This is a genomic window from Neobacillus sp. PS3-34 (assembly GCF_030915465.1).
Lineage (GTDB): Bacteria > Bacillota > Bacilli > Bacillales > Cytobacillaceae > Neobacillus_A.
In genome coordinates, this window is the sequence record NZ_CP133267.1 from 3,538,427 (window position 1) to 3,561,786 (window position 23,360).

At 41.3% G+C, this 23,360-nt stretch carries 21 protein-coding genes, 4 pseudogenes and 1 other annotated feature; of the genes and pseudogenes, 21 read left to right on the forward strand and 4 right to left on the reverse strand.

Translation table 11 applies throughout. From position 1 onward, the window contains the following. Positions 1 to 55 precede the first annotated feature (55 nt). The 8 genes and pseudogenes from RCG23_RS18290 (at position 56) to pheA (ending at position 6,163) form a co-directional block, all read left to right on the forward strand. Positions 56 to 1,540 carry an Rne/Rng family ribonuclease gene (locus tag RCG23_RS18290; RefSeq protein WP_308176839.1) on the forward strand — a complete coding sequence of 495 codons (1,485 nt, stop codon included), beginning with the start codon at positions 56 to 58 and terminating at the stop codon, positions 1,538 to 1,540. A 47-nt stretch (positions 1,541 to 1,587) separates the two neighbouring features. Next, positions 1,588 to 1,666: a sequence feature (ribosomal protein L21 leader region), on the forward strand. A 13-nt stretch (positions 1,667 to 1,679) separates the two neighbouring features. Next, positions 1,680 to 1,988, forward strand: a complete 309-nt coding sequence (gene rplU, locus RCG23_RS18295; protein WP_308176840.1) for a 50S ribosomal protein L21 — start codon at positions 1,680 to 1,682, stop codon at positions 1,986 to 1,988. Between the two features lie 13 nt (positions 1,989 to 2,001). Then, a complete protein-coding gene (locus RCG23_RS18300) occupies positions 2,002 to 2,346 on the forward strand; it encodes a ribosomal-processing cysteine protease Prp (RefSeq protein WP_308176841.1) in 345 nt (114 codons plus the stop codon). Continuing rightward, complete coding sequence (gene rpmA, locus RCG23_RS18305; RefSeq protein ID WP_308176842.1) at positions 2,347 to 2,640, forward strand: 50S ribosomal protein L27; 294 nt, start codon at positions 2,347 to 2,349, stop codon at positions 2,638 to 2,640. 242 nt (positions 2,641 to 2,882) lie between these two features. Continuing rightward, positions 2,883 to 3,422 carry a Spo0B C-terminal domain-containing protein gene (locus tag RCG23_RS18310; RefSeq protein WP_308176843.1) on the forward strand — a complete coding sequence of 180 codons (540 nt, stop codon included), beginning with the start codon at positions 2,883 to 2,885 and terminating at the stop codon, positions 3,420 to 3,422. A gap of 61 nt (positions 3,423 to 3,483) precedes the next feature. Further along, positions 3,484 to 4,780: pseudogene (obgE, locus tag RCG23_RS18315) on the forward strand (GTPase ObgE). Positions 4,781 to 4,804: 24 nt separating this feature from the next. Beyond that, positions 4,805 to 5,260 (forward strand): ACT domain-containing protein, encoded by a 456-nt coding sequence (locus tag RCG23_RS18320; RefSeq protein ID WP_308176844.1) that lies wholly within the window; start codon positions 4,805 to 4,807, stop codon positions 5,258 to 5,260. 54 nt (positions 5,261 to 5,314) lie between these two features. Next, on the forward strand, positions 5,315 to 6,163 hold the full coding sequence (gene pheA, locus RCG23_RS18325) for a prephenate dehydratase (protein ID WP_308176845.1): 849 nt from the start codon (positions 5,315 to 5,317) through the stop codon (positions 6,161 to 6,163). A 30-nt stretch (positions 6,164 to 6,193) separates the two neighbouring features. On the opposite strand, the gene RCG23_RS18330 is transcribed toward pheA, so the two are convergent. Together RCG23_RS18330 and RCG23_RS18335 are read right to left on the reverse strand one after the other, a co-directional pair. Continuing rightward, positions 6,194 to 6,736: a transcription repressor NadR gene (locus tag RCG23_RS18330; protein ID WP_374049861.1), complete on the reverse strand. Its 543-nt coding sequence runs from the start codon at positions 6,734 to 6,736 to the stop codon at positions 6,194 to 6,196. 76 nt (positions 6,737 to 6,812) lie between these two features. Next, positions 6,813 to 7,949 (reverse strand): IscS subfamily cysteine desulfurase, encoded by a 1,137-nt coding sequence (locus RCG23_RS18335; protein WP_308176847.1) that lies wholly within the window; start codon positions 7,947 to 7,949, stop codon positions 6,813 to 6,815. A 114-nt stretch (positions 7,950 to 8,063) separates the two neighbouring features. On the opposite strand from RCG23_RS18335, the gene nadB reads away from it, so the two are divergent. The 7 genes from nadB (at position 8,064) to RCG23_RS18370 (ending at position 16,373) form a co-directional block, all read left to right on the forward strand. After that, positions 8,064 to 9,638 (forward strand): L-aspartate oxidase, encoded by a 1,575-nt coding sequence (nadB, locus tag RCG23_RS18340; RefSeq protein ID WP_308176849.1) that lies wholly within the window; start codon positions 8,064 to 8,066, stop codon positions 9,636 to 9,638. Next, complete coding sequence (nadC, locus tag RCG23_RS18345) at positions 9,607 to 10,461, forward strand: carboxylating nicotinate-nucleotide diphosphorylase (RefSeq protein WP_308176850.1); 855 nt, start codon at positions 9,607 to 9,609, stop codon at positions 10,459 to 10,461. Before nadB ends, nadC begins: the two co-directional genes overlap by 32 nt. After that, on the forward strand, positions 10,461 to 11,561 hold the full coding sequence (gene nadA, locus RCG23_RS18350) for a quinolinate synthase NadA (protein WP_308176851.1): 1,101 nt from the start codon (positions 10,461 to 10,463) through the stop codon (positions 11,559 to 11,561). The genes nadC and nadA overlap by 1 nt, the downstream gene beginning before the upstream one ends. 226 nt (positions 11,562 to 11,787) lie before the next feature. After that, positions 11,788 to 13,347 carry a SafA/ExsA family spore coat assembly protein gene (safA, locus tag RCG23_RS18355; protein WP_308176852.1) on the forward strand — a complete coding sequence of 520 codons (1,560 nt, stop codon included), beginning with the start codon at positions 11,788 to 11,790 and terminating at the stop codon, positions 13,345 to 13,347. After that, entirely contained in the window at positions 13,301 to 14,311 is a 1,011-nt protein-coding gene (locus tag RCG23_RS18360; protein ID WP_308176853.1) for a phosphotransferase, read from the forward strand. The genes safA and RCG23_RS18360 overlap by 47 nt, the downstream gene beginning before the upstream one ends. 103 nt (positions 14,312 to 14,414) lie before the next feature. Next, positions 14,415 to 15,074: a YhcN/YlaJ family sporulation lipoprotein gene (locus RCG23_RS18365; protein WP_308176854.1), complete on the forward strand. Its 660-nt coding sequence runs from the start codon at positions 14,415 to 14,417 to the stop codon at positions 15,072 to 15,074. 741 nt (positions 15,075 to 15,815) lie between these two features. Next, positions 15,816 to 16,373, forward strand: a complete 558-nt coding sequence (locus tag RCG23_RS18370; protein WP_308176855.1) for a BofC C-terminal domain-containing protein — start codon at positions 15,816 to 15,818, stop codon at positions 16,371 to 16,373. A 54-nt stretch (positions 16,374 to 16,427) separates the two neighbouring features. Here RCG23_RS18370 and RCG23_RS18375 read toward each other — a convergent pair whose 3' ends face one another. Beyond that, on the reverse strand, positions 16,428 to 16,940 hold the full coding sequence (locus tag RCG23_RS18375; protein WP_308176856.1) for an endonuclease: 513 nt from the start codon (positions 16,938 to 16,940) through the stop codon (positions 16,428 to 16,430). Between the two features lie 137 nt (positions 16,941 to 17,077). Between RCG23_RS18375 and ruvA the strand changes: the two are divergent. From ruvA to yajC, 5 genes and pseudogenes are all read left to right on the forward strand, one after another. Beyond that, positions 17,078 to 17,685, forward strand: a pseudogene (gene ruvA, locus RCG23_RS18380) (Holliday junction branch migration protein RuvA). 10 nt (positions 17,686 to 17,695) lie between these two features. Next, positions 17,696 to 18,694 (forward strand): annotated as a pseudogene (gene ruvB / locus RCG23_RS18385) (Holliday junction branch migration DNA helicase RuvB). Between the two features lie 51 nt (positions 18,695 to 18,745). Further along, positions 18,746 to 19,774 (forward strand): tRNA preQ1(34) S-adenosylmethionine ribosyltransferase-isomerase QueA, encoded by a 1,029-nt coding sequence (gene queA / locus RCG23_RS18390; protein ID WP_308176857.1) that lies wholly within the window; start codon positions 18,746 to 18,748, stop codon positions 19,772 to 19,774. 38 nt (positions 19,775 to 19,812) lie between these two features. Then, positions 19,813 to 20,949, forward strand: a pseudogene (gene tgt / locus RCG23_RS18395) (tRNA guanosine(34) transglycosylase Tgt). A gap of 28 nt (positions 20,950 to 20,977) precedes the next feature. After that, positions 20,978 to 21,265 carry a preprotein translocase subunit YajC gene (gene yajC, locus RCG23_RS18400; protein ID WP_308176858.1) on the forward strand — a complete coding sequence of 96 codons (288 nt, stop codon included), beginning with the start codon at positions 20,978 to 20,980 and terminating at the stop codon, positions 21,263 to 21,265. A gap of 40 nt (positions 21,266 to 21,305) precedes the next feature. Here yajC and RCG23_RS18405 read toward each other — a convergent pair whose 3' ends face one another. Then, positions 21,306 to 21,665 (reverse strand): TIGR04086 family membrane protein, encoded by a 360-nt coding sequence (locus tag RCG23_RS18405; protein WP_308176859.1) that lies wholly within the window; start codon positions 21,663 to 21,665, stop codon positions 21,306 to 21,308. A gap of 261 nt (positions 21,666 to 21,926) precedes the next feature. Here RCG23_RS18405 and RCG23_RS18410 point away from each other — a divergent pair, with 261 nt between their 5' ends. Continuing rightward, on the forward strand, positions 21,927 to 22,583 hold the full coding sequence (locus RCG23_RS18410) for a DUF421 domain-containing protein (protein ID WP_308176860.1): 657 nt from the start codon (positions 21,927 to 21,929) through the stop codon (positions 22,581 to 22,583). Positions 22,584 to 23,360: the final 777 nt, after the last annotated feature.

Genomic DNA, 23,360 nt, shown 5'->3' on the forward strand with positions numbered 1-23,360 from the left:
ACGATTTTCCTTCATGTATAATGGCTTTATTAAGAAAAAAAGTAGGGATCAAGCATTGCAAAAATTAATAATTAATTACGCTTCAAGAGAAAAACGGTATGCTCTAGTCGGTGAAAAGGCCGTTGTAAAAATAATCATTGACCAGCCGGAGCAGCGTTCGTTAATAGGGAATATTTATCTTGGAATCGTGAATAAGGTACTTCCAGGAATGAGTGCTGTATTTATTGATATCGGGGAGGAAAAAAACGCTTTTCTGCCCCTAAACAAGCTCGCCTCTTTTGTTGCGTCAAATGATGTAAACAAAGAGGCTAAAAATGTTTCTGCATTTGTCCGCCAGGGAGAAAGAATACTCGTTCAGGTGGAAAAGGATGCGTCAGAAACAAAAGGGCCACGCGTGACAGGCATCCTCGAGTTTTCAGGGACCCATCTTGTCTATATGCCCGAAGGAAGGTATTGTGCCGTCTCTAAAAAAATTGAAGATGCAATGCAGCGAGAGCGTATCAAGGAACTGGGGTCAAACCTAAAAGAAAAAAATGAAGGCCTTATTTTCCGTACTTCTGCTGAGAATTTATCTGAAGCAGAAATAAAAGATGAACTTGACAGTCTGCGGGATCAATTCAAACAAATATCCATGACAGCTTCCGGCGTGAACAAAGCTGCCCTGCTGACCCAAAAAGATACGTTCATGGAAATGATTTTGGATGATATCAGTAAAATGAAGTCTGGAGAAATCATTGCGGACGATCTGAATTTAAAGCATGAGCTTGAACAAAGGCTAAAGGGACATTTGAGGGATTTTCATATTTTTTTTTATAATGGAAAGGAAAATATTTTCTCAGCGCACAGGATTGAACACGAAATTGATAAAGCATTGAAAAGGGTTGTCTGGCTTGAAAATGGGTCATACCTTATTTTTGATGAAGCAGAAGCCCTGACTGTTATTGATGTGAATACTGGCAAATTTTCAGGCAAAACCCAGCTGCGCGACACGGTGTTTAAAACAAACCTGTTGGCTGCGGAAGAAATTGTTCGTCAGCTGCGCCTGCGCGACATTGGCGGCATCGTTCTCGTCGATTTTATTGATATGAAGGAAGAAAGGGACAGGTTAGCTGTCCTTGGGAAAGTAAAAGAGGCGCTGGCTAAGGACGAAAAACAGACAAAATTGGTCGGTTTTACCCCGCTTGGAATTTTACAGCTCACAAGAAAGAAAACGAGAGCCAGCCTATCTGAAGCTTTAACAGAAAAATGCTCATGCTGCGAAGGGACAGGCCGGATGTTAAGTGCGGAAAGTATCGTTTTTCGTTTGGAGCGGGAGCTGTGGGAACACAGGTTTTCGGATTACGAAGCAGTGCTTATTGAAACGACCGACGAAGTAAGGAAATTATTTGCGGGAGCGGGTCAAGAGCACCAATTCCTTTTGGAAGAAAAGCTCGGATTAAAGCTGTATTTTTCGATACAGCCGTCTTGCCATTCATACTATATTCTCAAGCAGTTCGGGACTAATAGTGAGATCGGCCAAAAAGCAGAAGAATTCTATTGACACTATCATTTAAAATATGATAGGATTTTAATGTTATGTTTGTAGCACCCGTGCTACAACCGCACAGAACAGGTAATAAGTTTTTGCTAAGCAAAGCGCCTGTGGATGGCGAGTCTGAGTTTATAAGGAGGTGCAGTTCATGTACGCAATTATTGAAACAGGCGGCAAGCAAGTGAAGGTAGAAGCTGGTCAAGCTATCTACATCGAAAAGCTTAACGTTGCAGAAGGCGAAACAGTTACTTTTGATAAAGTTCTTTTCGTTGGCGGAGATAATGTAAAAGTAGGAAGCCCATTAGTTGATGGCGCTACTGTTACTGCTAAAGTTGAAAAACAAGGTCGTCAAAAGAAGATCATTGTTTTCAAGTACAAAGCAAAGAAAAATTATCGCAAGAAGCAAGGTCATCGTCAGCCTTACACAAAAGTTGTTATCGAAGCAATCAACGCGTAAGGTTTGGTAATTGATGATTAATATTACTGTTAATCGTAATGGGTCCGATGCTATTCAATCGTTTTCAATAAGCGGGCATGCCTTTTTTGCTAATCGTGGAAAGGATATTGTCTGTGCAGGTGTATCCTCTGTATCCGTTGGTACAATTAATGCGGTACACGCACTGACAGGTATCACTCCTGAGATTGAACATCGGGAGGATGGTTTTCTCCGCTGTGTCGTTCCGGAAAATCTTCCTGAAGACATTTATGAGAAAATCCAGCTTCTTCTCGAAGGTATGGTCGTTTCATTACGGACGATTGAAGAAGAATACGGAAAGCACATAAAAATTACCTTCAAAAAGCAGGAGGTGGAATAAATGTTATTAAAATTAGATCTTCAGTTGTTTGCATCTAAAAAGGGAGTAGGTTCTACTAAAAACGGACGTGACTCTATCTCTAAGCGCCTTGGTGCTAAGCGTGCAGACGGTCAATTCGTTTCTGGTGGTTCTATCCTTTACCGTCAGCGCGGTACTAAAATCTACCCAGGTGAAAACGTTGGCCGCGGTGGAGACGACACTCTATTCGCGAAAGTTGACGGCATCGTTAAATTCGAGCGTATGGGTCGTGACCGCAAAAAAGTGAGCGTTTATCCAGTAGCTCAAGAAGCTTAAACAAACACAAAGAACTCTAACCTGTTTGGGTTAGAGTTTTCTTTTTGGCTTAGTGTATTTTTATCCATAAATTCTAAATGCATTTTTATATAGTATTCTTTCTATCTGGGCTTGCTTCTCCTCATATTGCCTCAAGAGAATGTCATTATTTTCATTTAAAACATAAATTTGCTTACGCATAGTTGCTTTTTTGATATACTTACAGCAAGCGGTTTTCTGACACTTAATGTAGGAGTGCAGGTATGGAAAAAGAATGGGATATCATAGAGGTGCTCAGGCACTCTCGTCATGATTGGCTGAATAAAATTCAATTAATAAAAGGCAATCTGGACTTAAATAGAATAGAACGGGTAAAAGAAATCATTGAACAAATTGTTATTGAAACACAGCAGGAAACAAAGCTTTCGAATTTGAAGCTTCCGCAGTTTGCTTCTTTAGTATTGAGAGCAAACTGGGATCAACATCAATTCCAGCTTGAATATGAAGTTCTGGATGAAGGAGAGTCCCTCTCCATAAATGAATCCCAGCTTACATATTGGACTGAATCCTTTTTTGCGTGTCTGAATGATTCGGTTGAACCATTTCAGGATAATCATTTATCAATAAGTATTGAAAAGCTTTCTAACGGAGCCCGATTCTTTTTCGACTTTAGAGGAATAATAAAAAAAATAAAACTGATAGAACAATTCCTGGCAGGTTCAAATCAAACTGAGATGGAACTGATTATTAGGCAATTCTCTGAAAATGAACTTGCTCTGGAAGTTTTTATGCCTATGGCATAGTAGCTGCGATTCTCGTCGCAACATCAGTTAAAGCTGCAGAATGCAGACGGGAGGACGAAAAATGTTTGTCGATCGAGTCAAAATTTATGTTAAAGGTGGAGACGGCGGGAATGGAATGGTAGCATTCCGCCGTGAAAAATACGTCCCTAATGGAGGCCCGGCAGGCGGAGACGGCGGCAGTGGAGCCGATGTAGTATTCGAAGTTGAAGAAGGTCTGCGGACACTGATGGATTTCCGTTATCAGCGCCATTTTAAAGCACCACGGGGCGAACATGGAATGTCAAAAAATATGCATGGAAGAAATTCCAAGGATATGATTGTAAAAGTGCCACCTGGCACCGTAGTAATGGATGAACTAACGAAAGAAGTCATTGCGGACCTTGTAGAACACGGACAGCGGGCCGTTATCGCAAGAGGGGGACGCGGCGGTCGTGGAAATAGCCGTTTTGCTACTCCAACAAATCCTGCTCCAGAACTATCTGAGAATGGTGAGCCAGGGCAGGAGCGAGAAGTCATTTTAGAATTAAAGCTTCTTGCCGACGTAGGTCTGGTAGGTTTTCCAAGTGTCGGGAAATCAACACTGTTATCTGTAGTTTCATCTGCCAAGCCCAAAATTGCGGAATACCATTTCACCACTATTGTTCCGAATCTCGGGATGGTTGAAACAGAAGATGGCAGAAGTTTTGTAATGGCTGACCTGCCAGGTTTAATCGAAGGGGCCCATCAGGGCGTCGGGCTTGGCGCACCAATTCCTCCGTCATATTGAACGGACAAGAGTCATTGTCCATGTCATTGATATGGCCGCTGTGGATGGCCGGGATCCATATGAAGATTTCCTAACAATCAATAAGGAATTGAAAGAGTACAATTTACGGTTAACGGAGCGTCCACAAATTATTGTCGCCAATAAAATGGACATCCCGGAAGCTGAAGAAAATTTAAAAACTTTCAAAGAAAAGCTGACAGAAGACTATCCGATTTTCGAGATATCAGCTGTAACCAGACAGGGACTGAGAGAACTTCTTTATACAGTTGCTGATAAAATCGAAGAAACGCCTGAATTCCCGCTTGAACATGAAGAGGAAGAAGAAGATACTGGCGTACATCGAGTTCTTTACAAGCATGAAGCAGAACCGGAAGCTTTTAAAATTACAAGAGATCCAGATAGTTCATTTGTTGTATCTGGGGAAAAAATAGAGAAGCTCTTTAAGATGACTGATTTCAAGAGAGAAGAATCAATCAAACGCTTTGCACGCCAGCTTCGCGGGATGGGTGTGGATGATGCCTTAAGGCAGCGCGGTGCTAAAGACGGGGATATCGTAAAGCTGTTGGACTTTGAATTCGAATTTATCGAGTAACCTTCTGGTGACGAGGTGTGAGAGATGAGAACGAATAAATTCGATAAGAAATTTTATTTAGTTAGGGAAGACGTTTTGCCCGAGGCAATGAAAAAAACACTTGAAGTAAAGGAAATGATTGAACGGGGAAAGGCTGATTCTGTTTGGGAAGCTGTTCATATTGTGGATTTAAGCAGAAGTGCCTTCTATAAATACCGTGATACTGTTTTTCCTTTTTCAACGGTTACGAAAGAGAGGCTGATTACGCTCTTTTTCTACCTTGAAGACCGATCTGGTACACTTTCTGAACTGCTGAGTGTTGTGGCATCCTCAGGCTGTAATGTTTTAACCATTCATCAAACGATTCCGTTACAGGGGAGAGCGAACGTAACTCTTTCCTTAAATACAGCAGGAATGGTCATGGAAATAGATGATCTCCTGGTAAAATTGAAGAGGCTTGAATTCGTTGAAAAAGTAGAGGTGCTGGGAACAGGTGCATAAGAACAATTTGTTCTGATTTGCGGCTGGTCACAGCCCTGTTTTTAGGGGGAAATTATGAAAATTGGTTATTTAGGTCCGAAGGCGACCTTTACTGAAATGGCAGTACGCAGCTTATTTTCAGAAGATGATGTCCAGCCTTACTTTTCAATACCGGATTGCCTGGATGCTGTTTCTGAGAGGGAAGTTGAAGTCGCCGTAGTCCCGCTTGAAAATGCGATTGAAGGTTCTGTTAACATTACACTCGATTATCTAATCCATGAGATGGATATACCGATTGTGGCAGAGGTTACTCTGCCAATCAAACAGCATCTCATGGTCCATCCAGTTAATAAGGAAAATTGGACGCAGGTGAAACGAATCTGCAGCCATTCCCACGCCATAGCCCAATGCCACAAATTCCTTCATAAACGCTTTAATGGAGTGGTCCTTGAGAGTGCCGCATCGACGGCTGAAGCGGCGAGAATAGTGAAAGAGCATAAGGAAAGCGGGATTGCTGCGATTGCAAATGAGTTAGCTGCCACAGAATATGGACTTGAGATCGTCGCTAGGGATATTCACGATTATGAATACAACCATACAAGCTTTGTCGTCCTGTCGAATGAAAAAATCGATTTCCCTGGGTTGAATGTGGCCTTTTCTGGTTTTAAAACAAAGATGATGGTGACCTTGCCATCCAATCAGGCTGGGGCTTTGCATCAAGTGTTGTCTGCCTTTGCCTGGCGTAAGGTCAATTTATCAAAAATTGAGTCAAGGCCGATGAAAACCGGCATTGGCAATTACTTCTTTATCATAGATTTAGAAATGAAGATGGACGATGTTTTGATTCCCGGGGCAATATCTGAGCTGGAAGCACTCGGCTGTCATATTAATGTCCTAGGTACATACCCTTCGTTTTTAATCTAAAAAAACTAAAAGACCCGTTTTTCGGGTCTTTTAGCTTGGTTCCTGAATAAGAAATCCTGCATCCAATAATGCCTGTTCCGCATTGTCAAGAACAGCTTCAGAGTTAGCTGATATGGTATGGAGATGGACTCCCTCAGTAAGAGCTGAAAGAAGTGAAGCTTTAGTACTTTTCACTTTTTCGATAAATTGTTTTACCTCTTGGCGGCTGGATACCATGATAGAGGCTGTTAAATCACCGTAAACAGGATGTTCAATCTTGACATCCTTCACGGTCACTCCTTGGTCAACGAGAAGGAAAAGCTCTGTTTCTGTCTTTTCTGGAGAATGGCAGCACGCAATCGTCCGTTCAAATATTGGTGCAGGATTTCCCTGTTTTAAGTAGATATACCCCTGGCTTGTTGCGATAATTGGTTCGTTTTTCGCTTTAAGCAAAGTAATATCTCCTACTATTACCTGTCTGCTGACATTCGTTCTTGAGGCAAGTTCACTTCCGGTAATTGGATAATGGCTATTCTTTAGCAACTCCAGAAGCAAGGTTCTTCTTTCTTCTCCGAGCAATTTTTTTTGATCCATCAAATTTTTACACTCCTGTACTTTTCCTTTATGCTCTTATTCTAACATAACTTTTTCATCAGTTTGAAGTTTCATCTTACTGTTTTAATGTAAGTACCAGATTTACAAGACAATCTCCAAGGCTTATTACTTCCTCGTAAGTTGTAAAATAGCCAAAAGAGATTCGAAAAAATTCTTTGGCTTCCTTGCTGGAAAGCCCAAGAGCGTTCATAGTGTTGGAAGGAGACTGCATACCTGTTTGGCAGGCGCTTCCCGTAGAAACAGCAAAGCCAAGCCGGTTTAGTTCAAGCATTAGCCACTGTCCTTCAACTCCTTCAATCCTCAACCCTATAATTCCTGGATATTGCCACGCTTTTTCTGCTTCATGGATATGAAGCCATGAGCGGATAGGCTGTAAAGTAGTAATAAAGATACTTCGGAAATCCCAATACTTTTTCATATTATCCTCTATTTGGGAAACTGCTTTTTGTGCAGCCGCAGTCATGGCAGCAACCCCAGGTACATTAACAGTGCCAGGCCTTAATCCTTTTTCATGTGTACCCCCAGGGAAAAATGGAATCCAGTGGAGTCTTGGATTAATATATAACCCCCCTGTCCCCTTTGGACCATATATTTTATGTCCCGAAAAGGAAAAACTGCTAAGGCGGGCATTTATATGCCTCATATCTACCTTACCAAAAGACTGTACATAATCACTATGAAAAAAGATATCTTTTTCTTCGCAAATTTTTAAAATAGAATCAATGGGCTGGATCGTTCCTATTTCTGAATTGATGTGCTGTATCGCAATTAAAATAGTATCCGGCCTGGTCAATTGAATAAGTTCGTCAATGGGTATTAGGCCATCATCGTTAAATGGGAGATAGGTGACATTGTACCCCGCTTTTTCAAGCCTTTTTAGCGAACCCTGGATGGAAGAATGCTCCGCGATACTGCTAATTATATGTCTTCCTGCCTTTTTCTTAGAAGAAAGAAGTGCTTCAAGGGCTAAGAAATTACTTTCTGAACCGCCACTAGTGAAAAACAGCCCCTTTTTGTCCACTCCTAATAAATGTGCAAGGCTTTCACGAGAGTTTTCAAGCAATGAAAGAGCTAGACCCCCAATATCATGGAGACTATTTGCATTCCCATAGAACCCTGTTGCTGCTTTAAGATACACGTCAGCTGCATCTGTTTCCAATGGACAGGTAGCCGCGTAATCAAAATACTTCATCGTTTATTCCCCATTTTCGAAAATATTTATGTATAAAAAATACTTGTTATTAGTTTAATTCTATGTAAATATATATGTCAAGACACCTGTAATGTATAGTATAGGAGGTGCGATATGATTTATGATGACGTTCTCATTATTGGAAGTGGGGCAGCCGCTTTACAATTAGCCAAACACTTGAACGAGGAAAAGCATGTGAGGATTATCACAAAGTCGAATGTAGAAAATGCCAATTCTTATCTTGCACAAGGCGGGATTGCTGCAGCTATAGGAAGGACAGATCATCCTGAAAAACATCTACAGGATACACTTGAAGCTGGAGAAAATCATAACCGGGAATCAACAGTCAAAAAGATTGTGCATGAAGCTCCTGGAATTATTAATGAATTACTTCAACAGGGCTGCAACCTCGACAGGAATGAGCAGGGCAATCTCCTTTTGGGAATGGAAGGTGCCCATAGTGAAAAGAGGATTGTACATGGGGGTGGAGATAGGACTGGAAAAAATCTGGTTGAATTCCTCTTAGCTAGTCTAAAAACTAATATCATCATCGATGAGGATGTTTTTGTTTATGAGCTTATAATCGATCAGGAAAACAACCGCTGTATTGGTGCAAAGGGCAAAGGCGCGGATGGAACAATCAAAAGCTTTTTTGCTGAGCACATCGTAATTGCTACAGGTGGTTGCGGCGAATTATATGAATATAGCTCAAACGCGTTAACGGTTACAGGTGATGGAATTGCTATGGCTTATTTAGCTGGAGCTGAAATTACGGATATGGAATTTATACAATTCCACCCCACGGTTCTGTATATTGACGGTCGAACAAGGGGACTAGTTTCAGAGGCAGTAAGAGGAGAGGGCGCTATTTTGGTTACAGGCGACGGGATTCCGATAATGGAAGGAATTCACCCATTAAAGGATCTTGCTCCTAGGCATATCGTCTCGCAAACGAATTATAGTTACATTAACAAAGGCATCCAGGTGTTTTTAGATATCACAGGAATAAAGGATTTTGAAGTCCGTTTTCCATCAATAACAGCCCTTTGTGAGATTTATGGCATAACCCCAGCAAATGGAAGGATACCGGTTGTCCCAGGCAGCCACTTTCTAATGGGCGGGATCAAAACAAATATTAACGGACAAACATCTATTAAGGGACTATTTGCGATAGGAGAGGCAGCATGTACAGGAATGCATGGAGCCAATCGCTTGGCGAGTAACTCATTATTAGAGGGGCTGTTCCAGGGGAGGAAATTAGCTCAATCCATTAACGCCACAAAAAATAAAAGTGCTGCTCCATTTGTTCAACAAAGGGGAATACCTCTTATAACCCCTCCCATCGAATTACCGGAAATTGAAAAAATACAATGCAGCATGATGGCCAATGCGGGGATTGTTCGGACAAAGGAAATGCTTGAAAAACAGCTAAAATGGCTCAGAAATTTTAATGGATATAAGAATGGCGGATTGGATTCATTTTCGGCTGAAGAACTGACAAAGATTTTTATGTGTATCACAGCAGAATTAATTGTCCTAGCAGCTTTGGTGCGAACCGAGAGCAGGGGCGGGCATTTTAGGAGCGATTATCCAAGGGAGAATAATAATGATTGGTACAAAAAACAAATTATTCATAAGTTGAAAGGGGAAACACAACTTGAACAAACTAAAGCTGCGGCAACTACTTGAACAGTTTTTTATTGAAGATATCGGAGAACAGGATTTAACTAGTGATTTAATTTTTAGAGAGAATACACAGGGAAATATAGTGTTTATTGCAAAGGAGGATGGGGTTTTTTGCGGTGAAGAAATCATTGAGTCAGGTTTCAGCCTTCTAAACGCGGAAATCAAGACAGATATTTTTTTAAAAGATGGGGAATTTTTTGAAAACGGTCAGAGAATAGCAGCTGCATCTGGAAAAATATCTGATTTATTGAAAGGAGAAAGGGTGATCCTGAATCTGGTTCAAAGGTTGAGCGGTATCGCAACCTTAACTAGAATGGCTGTGGACTCATTAAACAGCAAGAAGACAAAAATCTGCGATACACGAAAGACAACTCCCGGATTACGGATGATGGAGAAATATGCCGTCCGCTGTGGTGGTGGCTTTAACCATCGTTATGGTCTTTATGACGGAGTAATGATAAAGGACAATCATATCGCTTTTGCAGGCTCGATCACTAAAGCCGTAGAGTCAGTCCGTAAACAATTAGGACATATGATAAAGGTGGAAGTTGAAATAGAAACGATAGAGCAATTATTTGAAGCAATTAAAGCAAAAGCAGACGTCATCATGTTTGATAATCGAACTCCAAAAGAAATTGCAGAATGGATTAACCTTGTTCCGGATACTATCATTACCGAGGCATCGGGCGGAATCAATCTGGATCAGCTTGAGTCGTATGGGAAAACAGGGATTGATTATATTTCTCTTGGAATCCTTACTCATTCCTCCAGGGCGCTAGATATCAGTGTGAAGGTATCCTGGGATAGCGAAGTGGGGGCTGAATAATGAACATCCTGGAAACTCTGCAAAATAGTAATATGCTTCCGGATATATACAGAAAAATGACGAGAGAGGAAATGGAACTCAGGGTTTTGGAACTTAAGGCTAGGTATGGAAAAAAGTTATTTATACCTGGGCACCACTATCAAAAAGATGAAGTGATTCAATTTGCAGACGCTATCGGGGATTCTCTCAAGCTGGCTCAAATATCTGCTGAAAATACAGAAGCAGAGTTTATTGTGTTTTGCGGTGTCCATTTCATGGCTGAAACGGCTGATATATTAACTTCCAACCACCAAAAAGTTTTCTTGCCTGATATGCGGGCTGGGTGTTCGATGGCGGACATGGCGGATATTTACCAAACGGAAAGGGCTTGGGTTAGGCTGCAGGAGATATTCGGAGATACGATTCTGCCGTTAACCTATGTAAATTCTACGGCGGCCATAAAAGCATTTGTAGGTACATTTGGAGGTGCCACAGTGACATCCTCCAATGCGGAATCCATGGTGAAATGGGCATTTTCTCAAAAAGAACGTATTCTGTTTTTGCCTGATCAGCATTTAGGAAGAAATACAGCTGTTAATCTTGGTGTATGTCAGGACGAAATGGCTGTATGGGATCCGAATAATGAAATACTTGAATATAGTGGGGACCCTTTAAAAATTAAAGTAATACTATGGAAGGGGCATTGTTCAGTCCATGAAAATTTTACTGTTCGGAATATTGCGGATATACGGAGCCGAAATCCTGAAATGAAAATCATTGTCCATCCAGAGTGCCGGAGGGAAGTGGTAGAATTATCAGATGAAGCGGGATCGACCAGCTTTATTATCGATATGATTGAAAAAGCGGAAAGCGGCTCTTCATGGGCAATCGGGACGGAAATGAACCTTGTCAGCCGATTGATCAAAAATCATCCCGATAAAAATATTATTTCTTTAAATCCTCATATGTGCCCTTGCCTTACGATGAACCGAATTGACTTGCCCCATCTCGTATGGTGCTTGGAGAGTCTCGAATCAGGAAAAAATCATAATATAATTGAAGTAAGTAAGGACATCGCGTTAAATGCTAAAATGGCGCTTGAAAAAATGTTGAATATCTAATAAAAGGGCTGCAGTGAAAATCATTGCAGCCCCTTTTAATCGTCTGGAAAATTATAAATTAAAATGCTTTGCTTGTTCGGAGGTCACTTGCGCCTTTTGTTCTTTGGGATACAGGGCAGCGATACATAAATTATAATTAGAATGCATAACTTTTTAAGAAGATTATTAGCACTTTGCCCATTTTGACATACAATATATGGACTTATGCCATAGGAGGGATATCAGAGTGAAGATCCATATCGTACAGAAAGGGGATACTCTTTGGAAAATCGCCAAGAAGTACGGCGTGAATTTTGAAGAGCTGAAAAAGATGAATTCACAGCTCAGCAACCCTGATATGATTATGCCCGGTATGAAAGTGAAAGTTCCAACTTCAGGTGGTATGGTAAAAAAAGAGACACCTAAAATGGGATCTAACCCCGGTGCACCAATCAGTTTAGGAACAAAAAAAGAAATGCCAATTGCTGAGCATCCGTTTGCGAAAGAGAAGCCAGTACCACAGCCGATTAAGGAAGCTCCTGTGAAAGAAGCTCCCATGCAGCCCATTTTAAAAGAAGCTCCAAAAGCACCATATATTCCAAAAATGCCGCAGCCAGTAGTGCCTGAAATTGACATTAATAATTATTATATGTTGAATATGGCTAACATGTCTGTTCAACAGCCCCAACAGCAGCCACAGCTCCCACCAGCACCAGCACCGATTCTTCCAGCAAAGGAAGTCCCAATAAAACCAGAATCTCCTGAATCACCAATTCAAATGCCTATTCAAGGAGGGGTAGAACAGCCAATGTATCCACAATATTGCGTACCAATTTCACCTGTAATGCCAGGTCCTGGCTTTAATTATCCTTGGGGATATCCTCAGCAGCCGGCAATGCCATATGCGCCTTTACAAGGAGCAATGATGGCACCAAGTCCAGGAATGGTTCCGGCAAACCCAGGTATGATGGGGGCAAACCCTGGTGCAATGCCAGCATATCCTTCAGGGGCACCAGGCTATTACCATTCAGATGAATCCTCATCATTTATGCCGCAGATGCCACAGCAAATGCAAATGCCGCCGCAGCAAATGCAGATGATGCCACAGCAAATGCAAATGCCGCCACAGCAAATGCAGATGATGCCGCAGCAAATGCAAATGCCACCGCAGCAAATGCAAATGATGCCACAACAAATGCCGATGATGGGTGAGCAGATGTATTATCCACGGATGGAAAAAGGTAAAAAGGAAGCTCCAATTTTCAAACAGGAAATTATTCAAGCGCCTATAATTCAGCCAGCACCACAGCCCATTCAGGCACCAATCATGCAGCCCGCACCGGCACCACAGCCTATGCCAGTACCTCAGCCAATGCCAGTTCAAATGCCGATAGCTCAAGTACCTTATGTTCCTTATCCAGATTGTTGCTATCCTGTTTCGCCAATCATGCCAGGGCCGGGTTTTGGAAATCCAGGAATGGGATATCCATATGGGCAAATGCCATATAATTATCCTCAAATGGGTTCTTATCCGCAAGTACCGGGAGCAATGGAATCAATGGAATCATCTAATATTCAAATGGGTTATCCGCAGATGGGTGGGCAAATGCCAATGGGGGTAAATCCGCAGATGGCAGGAATGCCGGCTAATCCAGATTGCGGATGCGGACCACAAGTATATGCTCCGCCATATTCAGGGCAGATGGGTCAACCGCCATTAATTAATCCATATGGAATGGGCCCAATGGGAACATCTCCTTATGGTATGCCTAGATACCATGATGAAGGCAGTGAATTCGACGATTAAGAAAAGAGGAGACGATGTTTATTTTAATCGTCTCCTCACCTATTTCCAAAATCAATTTAAAGGGAAAATAAAGAAATTCTCTCCCATCCGCCAATATGTTTTTTATGTGGAAACTACAAAAAGCAGGCTTATCATTAAGGGATATCCGTCATTTAACAGATTAAGGCTTCAAGAAACCTTCACTTCCACCCTGCTAAGTGAAGGTTTTCATGACACATATTCCTTTATTCATCCAACAGGAAATGAGCCTCTCATGCTCGATAACATGTACTATGGCTGTATAGAATACATCGAACCTCATAAAAAAAATTTTTCTTTTCATTCACAGCGTGAACGGAGAGAAGGGCTGGATTTATTGCGTGAATTCCACTACGTGACAGAAGCCTTTGAAAAAAGATATAGGACTTTGCTTCCAAAGGCACAATTATTAAAAAAGTGGCAGGAGCGTGCACAATTTTTTGAAAAGAATCACACGTTTTTACATTACTTTTTAAAAAATGAAGTATTGGAAGAGTTAAGGAATTGGTCAAACTGGAGTATTGATGGTATGGAAAAAAACAGCGGCTATTTTGTTGATGAACCATACGTCATACTCCACGGAGACGTGGCCCACCATAATTTTTTAAGGGATTCATCAGGTGGGTTAAAGCTGATTGATTTTGATTTGATCAGCATTGGCCCTGAATGTGTAGATATAATCCAGTATGTTAATCGGATCCTTCCTTCTCTGGACTGGTCCTTAAAAGACTTGCAAAAATATGATCAAATCAAAAAAAGAATGAAGGATAGGGCTTTCCTTTTCTCTTTGGCTTATCCTGCCGATATTTTCAGGGAATGGAACAGGATCATAAAAGATAAAATGCACACGAATACAGCTCATACTCAGCAAGTGCTTGATTTGACTCTAAAGCAGTTTCATTTAAGGCAGAAATTTTACACCAAATTAAGAAAATATTTGGATTAAATTATTTATGGTCGTAACTTACAGAATGAAAACCCCCTGTCCGCAGCAGGATATTAATGAGCATAGTAAAATGCTCACCAATGAAAGCGGAGGGGGTTTTCGCTTGAACAAATTATGCATGATGGGACTTGCGGGCATGCTTTTTGTTGGACTTGCAGGGTGCGCCAATAATGACAAGGCCAGGTCTGGGGCACAGCAACAGCAAATTAATAATGCAAAGCCCATGGGTTATTATTCAAATGAAAACCATCAAAATGGGAACGCCAGAGTATTGGATGATAACGATGGGCCATTAACTGAAATGATGGATCACACCCTTGGCGCAGAAGGGCAGCAAAATAACCTGAATCTGCAGAACCGAGATGAAAATGGAAACCCGCCTAATCCTACAGTACCTCTTGCAGCTCATGATAAGAATTTTTTTCAGCGTGATAATCGCTTTAGCACAAGTGATGCCAATTACCATGGACATCTTGATAACACGATTCGAAAAGCCGGATCTTCCTCCAATATGAACAATATTAGGAGGGCTGCTGCATCAGTGAAAAATGTAAAGGATGTGCATTCAGTCGCTTACGGTACCTCAGTAGTCATTGCAGTGGATCTAATCGATAAAACCCGCGCAAAAGAGACGAAGAGACGTATAAAGGATGCGGTAAAACCGTATCTTGGCGGAAAAACCTGTACCGTAATTGTGGATGAAGGAACCTTTAGCCGCAATGGAAATGTCCACAATGATATAAGTGAAGGCGGAGCAAGATAACCTTCTGACAAGCTATCCAGAAAAGTGAGGAGCAAAGCGAATAGCTTTGCTTCTTCTTATTTTTGGCTCTTTTAGCAAGGATTGTTGTTTTCGGGACAAATTCTAATATTAGAGTTTGTTCGGAAATCTTCTGATTCGGACTTGATTGCCCTTGAGTTTATCAACACTGTCCGAATAAGGTGAAACGGTCTTCATAAGCGTGGCCATGGGCAAAATCCCAGCAAAAAAGATATCCAAAGGAGCGATGAAGACCGAAATCCCTGCCTCGAGAGCAGAAAATGGTCTTCATAAAGGGAATGAAGACCGAAACGCCTGTCTAAGGAGAAGGAAACGGTCTTCATAAGCGAGGTCATGGCCAAAAACCCAGCAAAAAAGATACCCAAAAGAGCAATGAAGACCGAAATCCCTACCTCGAGAGCAGAAAATGGTCTTCATTAGGGGAATGAAGACCGAAACGCATGTCTAAGGTGGAAGAAATGGTCATCATAAGTGAGATAAAGGCCAAAACCCCCTCTGATTCGGACTCGATTACCATTGAATACACCAATATTAGTCTTGGTGGTATCTAAGTGAGCAAAATTATTACAGCATAAGAAAACCAGTTTCCAGCATCCATTTTTATAAAAATATGGTTTAAATGTTTCACAGAAAACTTGTGTTCTAATATAGGATAATCATGGTCACACAGGGCAGACTAGATATTGGAAGCACGGTAAAATCTAATAAAAGAGGTGATCATGCATGAGGGGCAAAAGAACAGCATTAAAAGCTTGCGTCATTAACGCGATCGTTCTTCTCTTCATGTTAACAGCTGGATCTCCTGGAACTGTCCATGCCGCTTTGGAGAAGCCAAGTAATATTCTTGATACAAAACCAAGGGAGCCCCAACATTTAACGGTAATCCTTGAGCGGAATTATCTGGATGGAGAAGTAAGTGAAGAAGTGATCAAGGAAAAAATCTGGTCCATGGAAGATTTCTGGGTGAAATATGAACAGTGGCAGCTGGAAGATATGGACGGTAAGAAAATCGTGTTTAAAAAGCAAATTGATGACATATCTCCATTATTAAAAACAAATGGATACTTTGGTTTAAGCAGAGAGGGCATCTTAACCATTTACTATGGAAAGCCGGACCACTCAAAAATTATCCAATCCTTTTTTCAAATAGATATTAGAAAGCTTGAGAGTAATAAGCAGGCTGAATTGCAGCAGGGCATTCCCATTAAAACGAAAGACCGATATGTTGATGTTTTGGAAAGTTTTAAGGAATACTCGACTGAAGCGGGAACAAAAAATTAACGCAACAAAGACCAGGCAATCCTGCCTGGTCTTTGTTGGTTTCTAGTCATTTATTTATTTTTGGTAGCTTGTTACGATATAATTGCCATCTTTTAATTCAACTGTATATGTTCCGTGGTCTGTTGTCTTAACTGTGCCTTTATTGGCATCGCCTTCAAACGTAGCATCCTTTTGCGTTGTTTCAAGGAATGATGGCGCGAAGAAAGGATCTGCTTTTACAATCGTTTGTCCTTCAGCCGTTTTCTTGCCTGTTGTGTAATAGGCAACGATTTGCTTTGCAAGGTCTTCTCCATAATATTTTGTTAAAAATGTTTCAGCAGCAGCTTCATCTGCGAAACTTGGATTTAAAATTGGAGTTGTACCATCAGCAGCAACATCATGTTGGTAAACAGTTGCTGATTTACCTTCAGCCATTCTGATTGCATTATACATTTTTGCTTTTACTTGATCAGTTAAAGCGTTTTTGTTTTCTTTCTTCACTGTTGTGTCCTTCGTTTTATCAGAAGAACAGCCAGCTACTGAAAAAATCAGTGTAAGTACTGCAAGTAGAGCTAGTAGTTTTTTCATTCTCGTTTTACCCCCGTCAGAAAATTTGAACCTTTCCCATTATAAAGAAATCATAAACATCTTGGCAACTATTTTCTTCTTCAACTGAGAAAAGGTATGATAGAATGAGGTACAGCAAAGCAGAGGAGAGAATCGTGTTGTATGAATTTATAAAAGGCAAAGTCGATTACATCAGCCCGGAATACATTGTTATAGAGAATAACGGGATCGGTTATCAAATTGCCACCCCCAATCCGTTTATCTATTCAGGTAAAATAGGAAACCAAATCATCATTTATACCTACCATTATGTTCGCGAGGATGTAATGTCCCTATACGGTTTTGAAACAAGAGAGGAAAAGACCTTATTTACCAAGCTAATCAATGTGACAGGCATAGGCCAAAGGGAGCTTTGGCTATTCTGGCATCCGGCCAGCCTGAGCAGGTTGTCGAGGCAATTGAAAATGAGGATGAAGCCTTTCTGGTAAAATTCCCTGGAGTAGGGAAGAAAACAGCGAGACAGATGATCCTTGATTTAAAAGGAAAGCTTCAAAATATAGTTCCTGACTTTTTCCCGAATTTATTCAATGCAGAAAGCAAAGTGAAATCTACAGAAAGCGCGTCAGCTTTTGAGGAAGCCATTTTAGCGTTAAGTGCACTTGGTTATTCTGAAAAGGAAATAAAAAAGATTTCTCCAGAATTACAGAAAGAACAGCTGTCAACTGACCAATATATTAAAAAAGCCCTACAGCGGCTTTTAAAATAAGGTGATATGAATGGAAGACAGGATTATTTCAAATGAAGCAAACCTCCAGGATCTGACCTTTGAGCAAAGCCTCCGACCGCAAACATTAAAACAATATATCGGACAGGATAAAGTAAAAGAAAATCTTGGTATCTTCATCGAAGCCGCGAAGCTTCGCCAGGAAACACTGGATCATGTTCTTTTATATGGTCCGCCTGGGCTTGGGAAAACAACACTTGCGACGATCATTGCGAATGAGATGGGAGTTAATATTCGGACTACCTCTGGACCGGCGATTGAGAGGCCTGGCGATCTTGCTGCGATATTGACTGCACTCGAGCCTGGTGATGTTTTGTTTATTGATGAAATCCACAGGCTCCCCCGGTCCATTGAGGAAGTATTGTACCCGGCGATGGAGGATTTTTGCCTCGATATTGTGATTGGCAAAGGCCTGGGCAAGGTCAGTGCGACTCGATTTGCCGCCATTTACCCTTGTCGGTGCCACAACAAGGGCAGGTTCTTTATCAGCTCCGTTGCGCGACAGATTTGGAGTTTTAAGCAGGCTCGAGTATTATAAGGAGGATCAATTAAAAAGTATTGTGGTCCGCACATCCGACCTTCTTGAAACTGAAATCGACGAATTGGCTGCGGCTGAAATCGCCAGGCGTTCAAGAGGGACCCCGAGGATTGCCAACCGTCTTCTGCGAAGAGTAAGGGATTATGCCCAGGTAAGAGGAAATGGAATTATCGATGTAATACTGGCAAACGAAGCGCTGGAATTATTGCAGGTAGACCGTTTGGGTCTAGATCATATAGACCATAAGCTTCTTTTAGGGATAATAGAGAAATACCGGGGAGGACCGGTGGCCTTGAAACCATATCGGCTACGATCGGTGAAGAATCAGAAACGATTGAAGATGTGTATGAACCATACCTTCTGCAAATTGGGTTCCTGCAAAGAACGCCTAGAGGACGGGTAGTAACAGAACTGGTTTACAGCCATTTTAATATCGAAGTACCTGCAAATTAATAAGCAACAAATTTTAAGAAAAGCGATAAAATGAACAGATAGGGTGTCTATATGAAAGTTGATTTGTTTGATTTTAATCTGCCAGAAGAATTGATTGCACAAGTACCGTTAACTAATCGGACGGATAGCCGCCTCATGGTTCTTGACAAGCAAACAGGTGAAATAAAAAATGAAACCTTTTCGAGTATAAAAGCGTATTTTAGACCTGGGGACTGTCTTGTCTTAAACGATACAAGAGTATTGCCGGCACGACTTTTTGGCGTAAAGGCCGACACAGGCGCAAAAATAGAGGTATTGCTGTTGAAGCAGCTCGAAGACGATGTATGGGAAACGCTGATAAAGCCGGCGAAGAGAGTAAAGGAAGGTACAGAAATTACTTTTGGAGACGGGCTTTTGACGGCTGTTTGCACGGGAACCTCCGAGCATGGCGGCAGGGCATTGAAGTTTCATTATGAAGGAATTTTTTATGAAATATTAGAAAAATTAGGAGAAATGCCACTTCCTCCGTATATTAAAGAGCAGCTTGATGATCGTGACCGTTATCAGACCGTTTTTGCAAGGGAACCGGGGTCTGCTGCAGCTCCGACAGCAGGACTGCACTTTACCGAGTCTTTATTGAATGAAGTAAGGGAAATGGGAGTACATGTTACCTTCATTACGCTGCATGTTGGCCTCGGCACGTTTAGGCCAGTCAGTGTGGAGGATGTTCTCGAGCACGATATGCACTCTGAATTTTACATCATGTCAGAGGGCACTGCCCGCCTGCTGAATCAGGTCAAAAGCGAAGGCGGCCGTATCATTACGGTTGGTACAACTTCAACCAGAACACTGGAAACAATAGCATCCGCGAATGATGGCATGTTTGTTGAAGGAAGCGGCTGGACAAGTATCTTTATCTATCCTGGCTACCAATTTAAAGCGATTGATGGGATGCTGACGAATTTTCATCTGCCTAAATCAACTTTAATCATGCTCGTCAGTGCGTTAGCTGGAAGGGAAAACGTCCTGCATGCCTATAATACGGCGGTGAAGGAGAAATACAGATTTTTCAGCTTTGGCGATGCCATGCTGATTATCTAGATTCAATTGCAAATGCAACAATGGAAGGAGACAAAGCTTTGACTGCAATACGCTATGAATTAATAAAAACCTGTAAACAGACGGGGCCCGGCTGGGAATCGTCCATACTCCCCATGGATCGTTCGAGACACCCGTTTTTATGCCTGTAGGGACACTTGCGACTGTAAAAACAATGTCACCTGAAGAACTTAAACAAATGGGTGCGAATATTATTTTGAGCAACACATACCATTTATGGCTGACGTGGCCATGAAATAGTTAAGGAAGCAGGCGGGCTGCACAAATTTATGAACTGGGATCGCTCGATTCTGACCGATTCAGGCGGATTCCAGGTTTTCAGTTTAAGTGACTTCCGTAAAATTGAGGAAGAAGGAGTTCATTTCCGAAATCATTTGAACGGCGATAAATTGTTTTTATCACCTGAAAAAGCGATGGAAATTCAAAATGCCCTTGGGTCAGATATCATGATGGCTTTTGATGAATGTCCGCCATTCCCGGCAACCTTTGATTATATGAAAAAGTCAGTGGAACGTACATCCCGCTGGGCAGAGCGCTGCCTCAATGCCCATCAGCGTCCTGGGGACCAAGGTTTGTTCGGTATTGTCCAGGGTGGGGAATTCGAGGAACTGCGTAAACAAAGTGCAAAAGACCTCATTTCACTTGATTTCCCTGGCTATGCTGTAGGAGGATTATCAGTAGGAGAACCAAAGGATGTCATGAATCGGGTTCTGGAGTTCACAACGCCTTTATTACCGTCAAACAAACCAAGATACTTGATGGGTGTAGGGTCTCCTGATTCATTAATTGATGGAGCCATCCGCGGGATTGATATGTTTGATTGCGTACTGCCTACTAGAATTGCCAGAAATGGTACACTGATGACAAGCTCTGGCCGCCTTGTAGTTAAAAACGCAAAATTTGCCCGTGACTTTGGTCCGCTTGATGAGAACTGCGACTGCTATACATGCAAAAATTATAGCAGGGCGTATATCAGACACCTGATTCGCACTGAAGAGACATTTGGGATCCGTTTAACGTCTTACCATAATCTTTACTTTCTGGTAAAATTGATGGAGCAGGTCAGACAGGCAATTCGTGAAGACCGGCTGGGTGATTTTAGGGAAGAATTTTTTGAACGTTATGGCTTCAATAAGCCTGACGCTAAAAATTTCTAATAGATATTTTTTGAAAGGAGGGAAAGAAATGGGTGGAGGACTTTTAGGAACAGTAGGACCATTAATCTTAATGTTTGTGCTGTTTTACTTTTTATTGATCCGTCCGCAGCAAAAACGCCAGAAATCTGTGCGTCAGATGCAAAGCGATCTTAAAAAGGGTGACAGAATAGTAACAATTGGTGGATTACATGGTTTTGTTGATGCAATTGATGAAAGCACTGTCGTAATTAAATGCGGTGATGGAAGCCGTCTTACATATGACCGTTCTGCAATTCGTGATGTTGTTCAAGCGACAGAGGATAAGTTATCCAAATAAGACCTGAAAAAGGAAGCCAGATAATGGCTTCCTTTTTTCATTATGCTGTCTTTCTTGAACTGGTTGAAATATTTACGCCCAGGATGCCGCCCATCATGGCAATAAGGATATAACAAACATGGTAGACGATTTGTTCTCCGGAAAATAGACGGTCATAGCCGAGGTATTGAAATAAAAAGACGATGACAGAATACATTAATCCCGTTAAACCACCGACAAGCCAGCCCTTTTGTTTCCCTTTGCCTCCAGATAAAAATCCTCCTCCGAACAGGCCGATGAAAGATACGGCCGTAACGATATACTGCAAGGAAATTTCACGGACAGAAGTAAATCGCAGGATTAATGAAAAAATCAGGCTGCTGGCTACCGCAAACACAAAAATAAAAATCAAACCGTACAAAAGAGATGATCCAATACTTTTCGATTCGATTTTCGTCCCCTCCCAACCAATGCCTACAGGCAAATTTCTTTTTTAGCTGCTTTCAAAGGGAATTGGGCCTAGGCAAACAGCTATCCCTAGTACAAGCATATTCTGGAGAAATAAAAATAGAATCAAAATTTTTCAAAGCCAAGGCTAAGAAGAAACGGAAAATAATCCCACTTATTTTCTTTGCTATCTATGTGGAAAATAAAAGCTGAAGTAAGTGAGGGGCGATATTACATGGGAGTTTACGGAATCATTATTTTGAGGACGATTGTTTTTTATGCACTCATCTTGATTATTTTTCGAATGATGGGCAAGAGGGAAATCGGAGAATTAAGCATATTGGACCTGGTTGTTTTTATTATGATCGCAGAAATGGCGGCTGTATCCATCGAGAATACAAAGGATTCCATTTTATTTACCATTCTTCCAATGGTGTTGTTAATGCTAATTCAAATTGGCTTGGCAATTTTATCATTAAAAAGTAAGAAATTTCGGGATATCGTGGATGGAAAACCGAGTATTATCATTAAAAATGGAAAAATAGATGAACATGCGATGAGGAAACAGCGCTACAACTTTGATGATCTTCTTCTCCAATTGCGGGAAAAGGATATCCGCAGCATTGCAGATGTAGAATTTGCGATTCTTGAATCTTCAGGAAAATTATCCGTCATGGAAAGACAGCAAGATATGAATGATAAAAATGGGGACATCACCATACCGCTTATTATTGATGGGGCAGTCCAGGAAGAAAATTTAAAAAGAATCCAAAAAACAAATTTATGGCTGCGACAGGAATTGAAAAAAAAAGGCTACAGCGATATAAAAAATATTTCATTTTGCAGCTTTGAAAATGGCAGCTTTTTTGTAGATATAAAAGATGAACAGTAAGGGAGATTATTGATTTTTTCCTTTGCAAACAAAACCCCGCTTCAAATTCGACAACTGGTTTACTTGTAAGGTACAAAACGGTAAATCGCAGACCAAATCAAATAGCAAATCACATAAACTTCAAAGTCAAAAAGGCTTAGAGATGAAAATATCTCTAAGCCTTTTTTGATTTTTCTTTTTGGCTGTTTTTTAAAAGATTGTTGTTTTTAATAGTAGTTGATTTCCGCTTCAGGATGCTCGCTTTCCGCGGGGTGGGCGGTGAGCCTCCTCGTCGCTGAAGCGACTGCGGGGTCTCATCTGTCCCACTGCTCCCGCAGGACGTTGAATCAGCTCCCTAGAATCAACACCGCACGAAGGAAATGCGATAGCATTTTCGAGGATCTCGCACCTTCCGCTCCAATCAACTTCTTTATCAACCATCTAATTCACTCTAATTAGCAACAAAGTTTACGAAAACAGCCTTCTTTTTTTACTAAAGCACCTGTAAGTTGTACAAGTTCTTTAGAGGATAAAACGAGTTTGATCAATAAGCGGAGTAATTCCTCTTAATTAAGAAATAGCACTGAAAATAGCTTAAATAGACGGAGAGATTCCGACTATTGACTCAAAAAACGTGAAAATGGTTAATTTTGCTTTGCTTAATCGGAAAACCTCCGCTTATATACCCCGAACCGAGCTCTATTCTGCAGTCTAACCGGAAAATCTCCGCTTATTTTTAATAGCACTGGTTACTCAATTAATAATACACACACCCTCCAATAAGGATTTCATATCCTG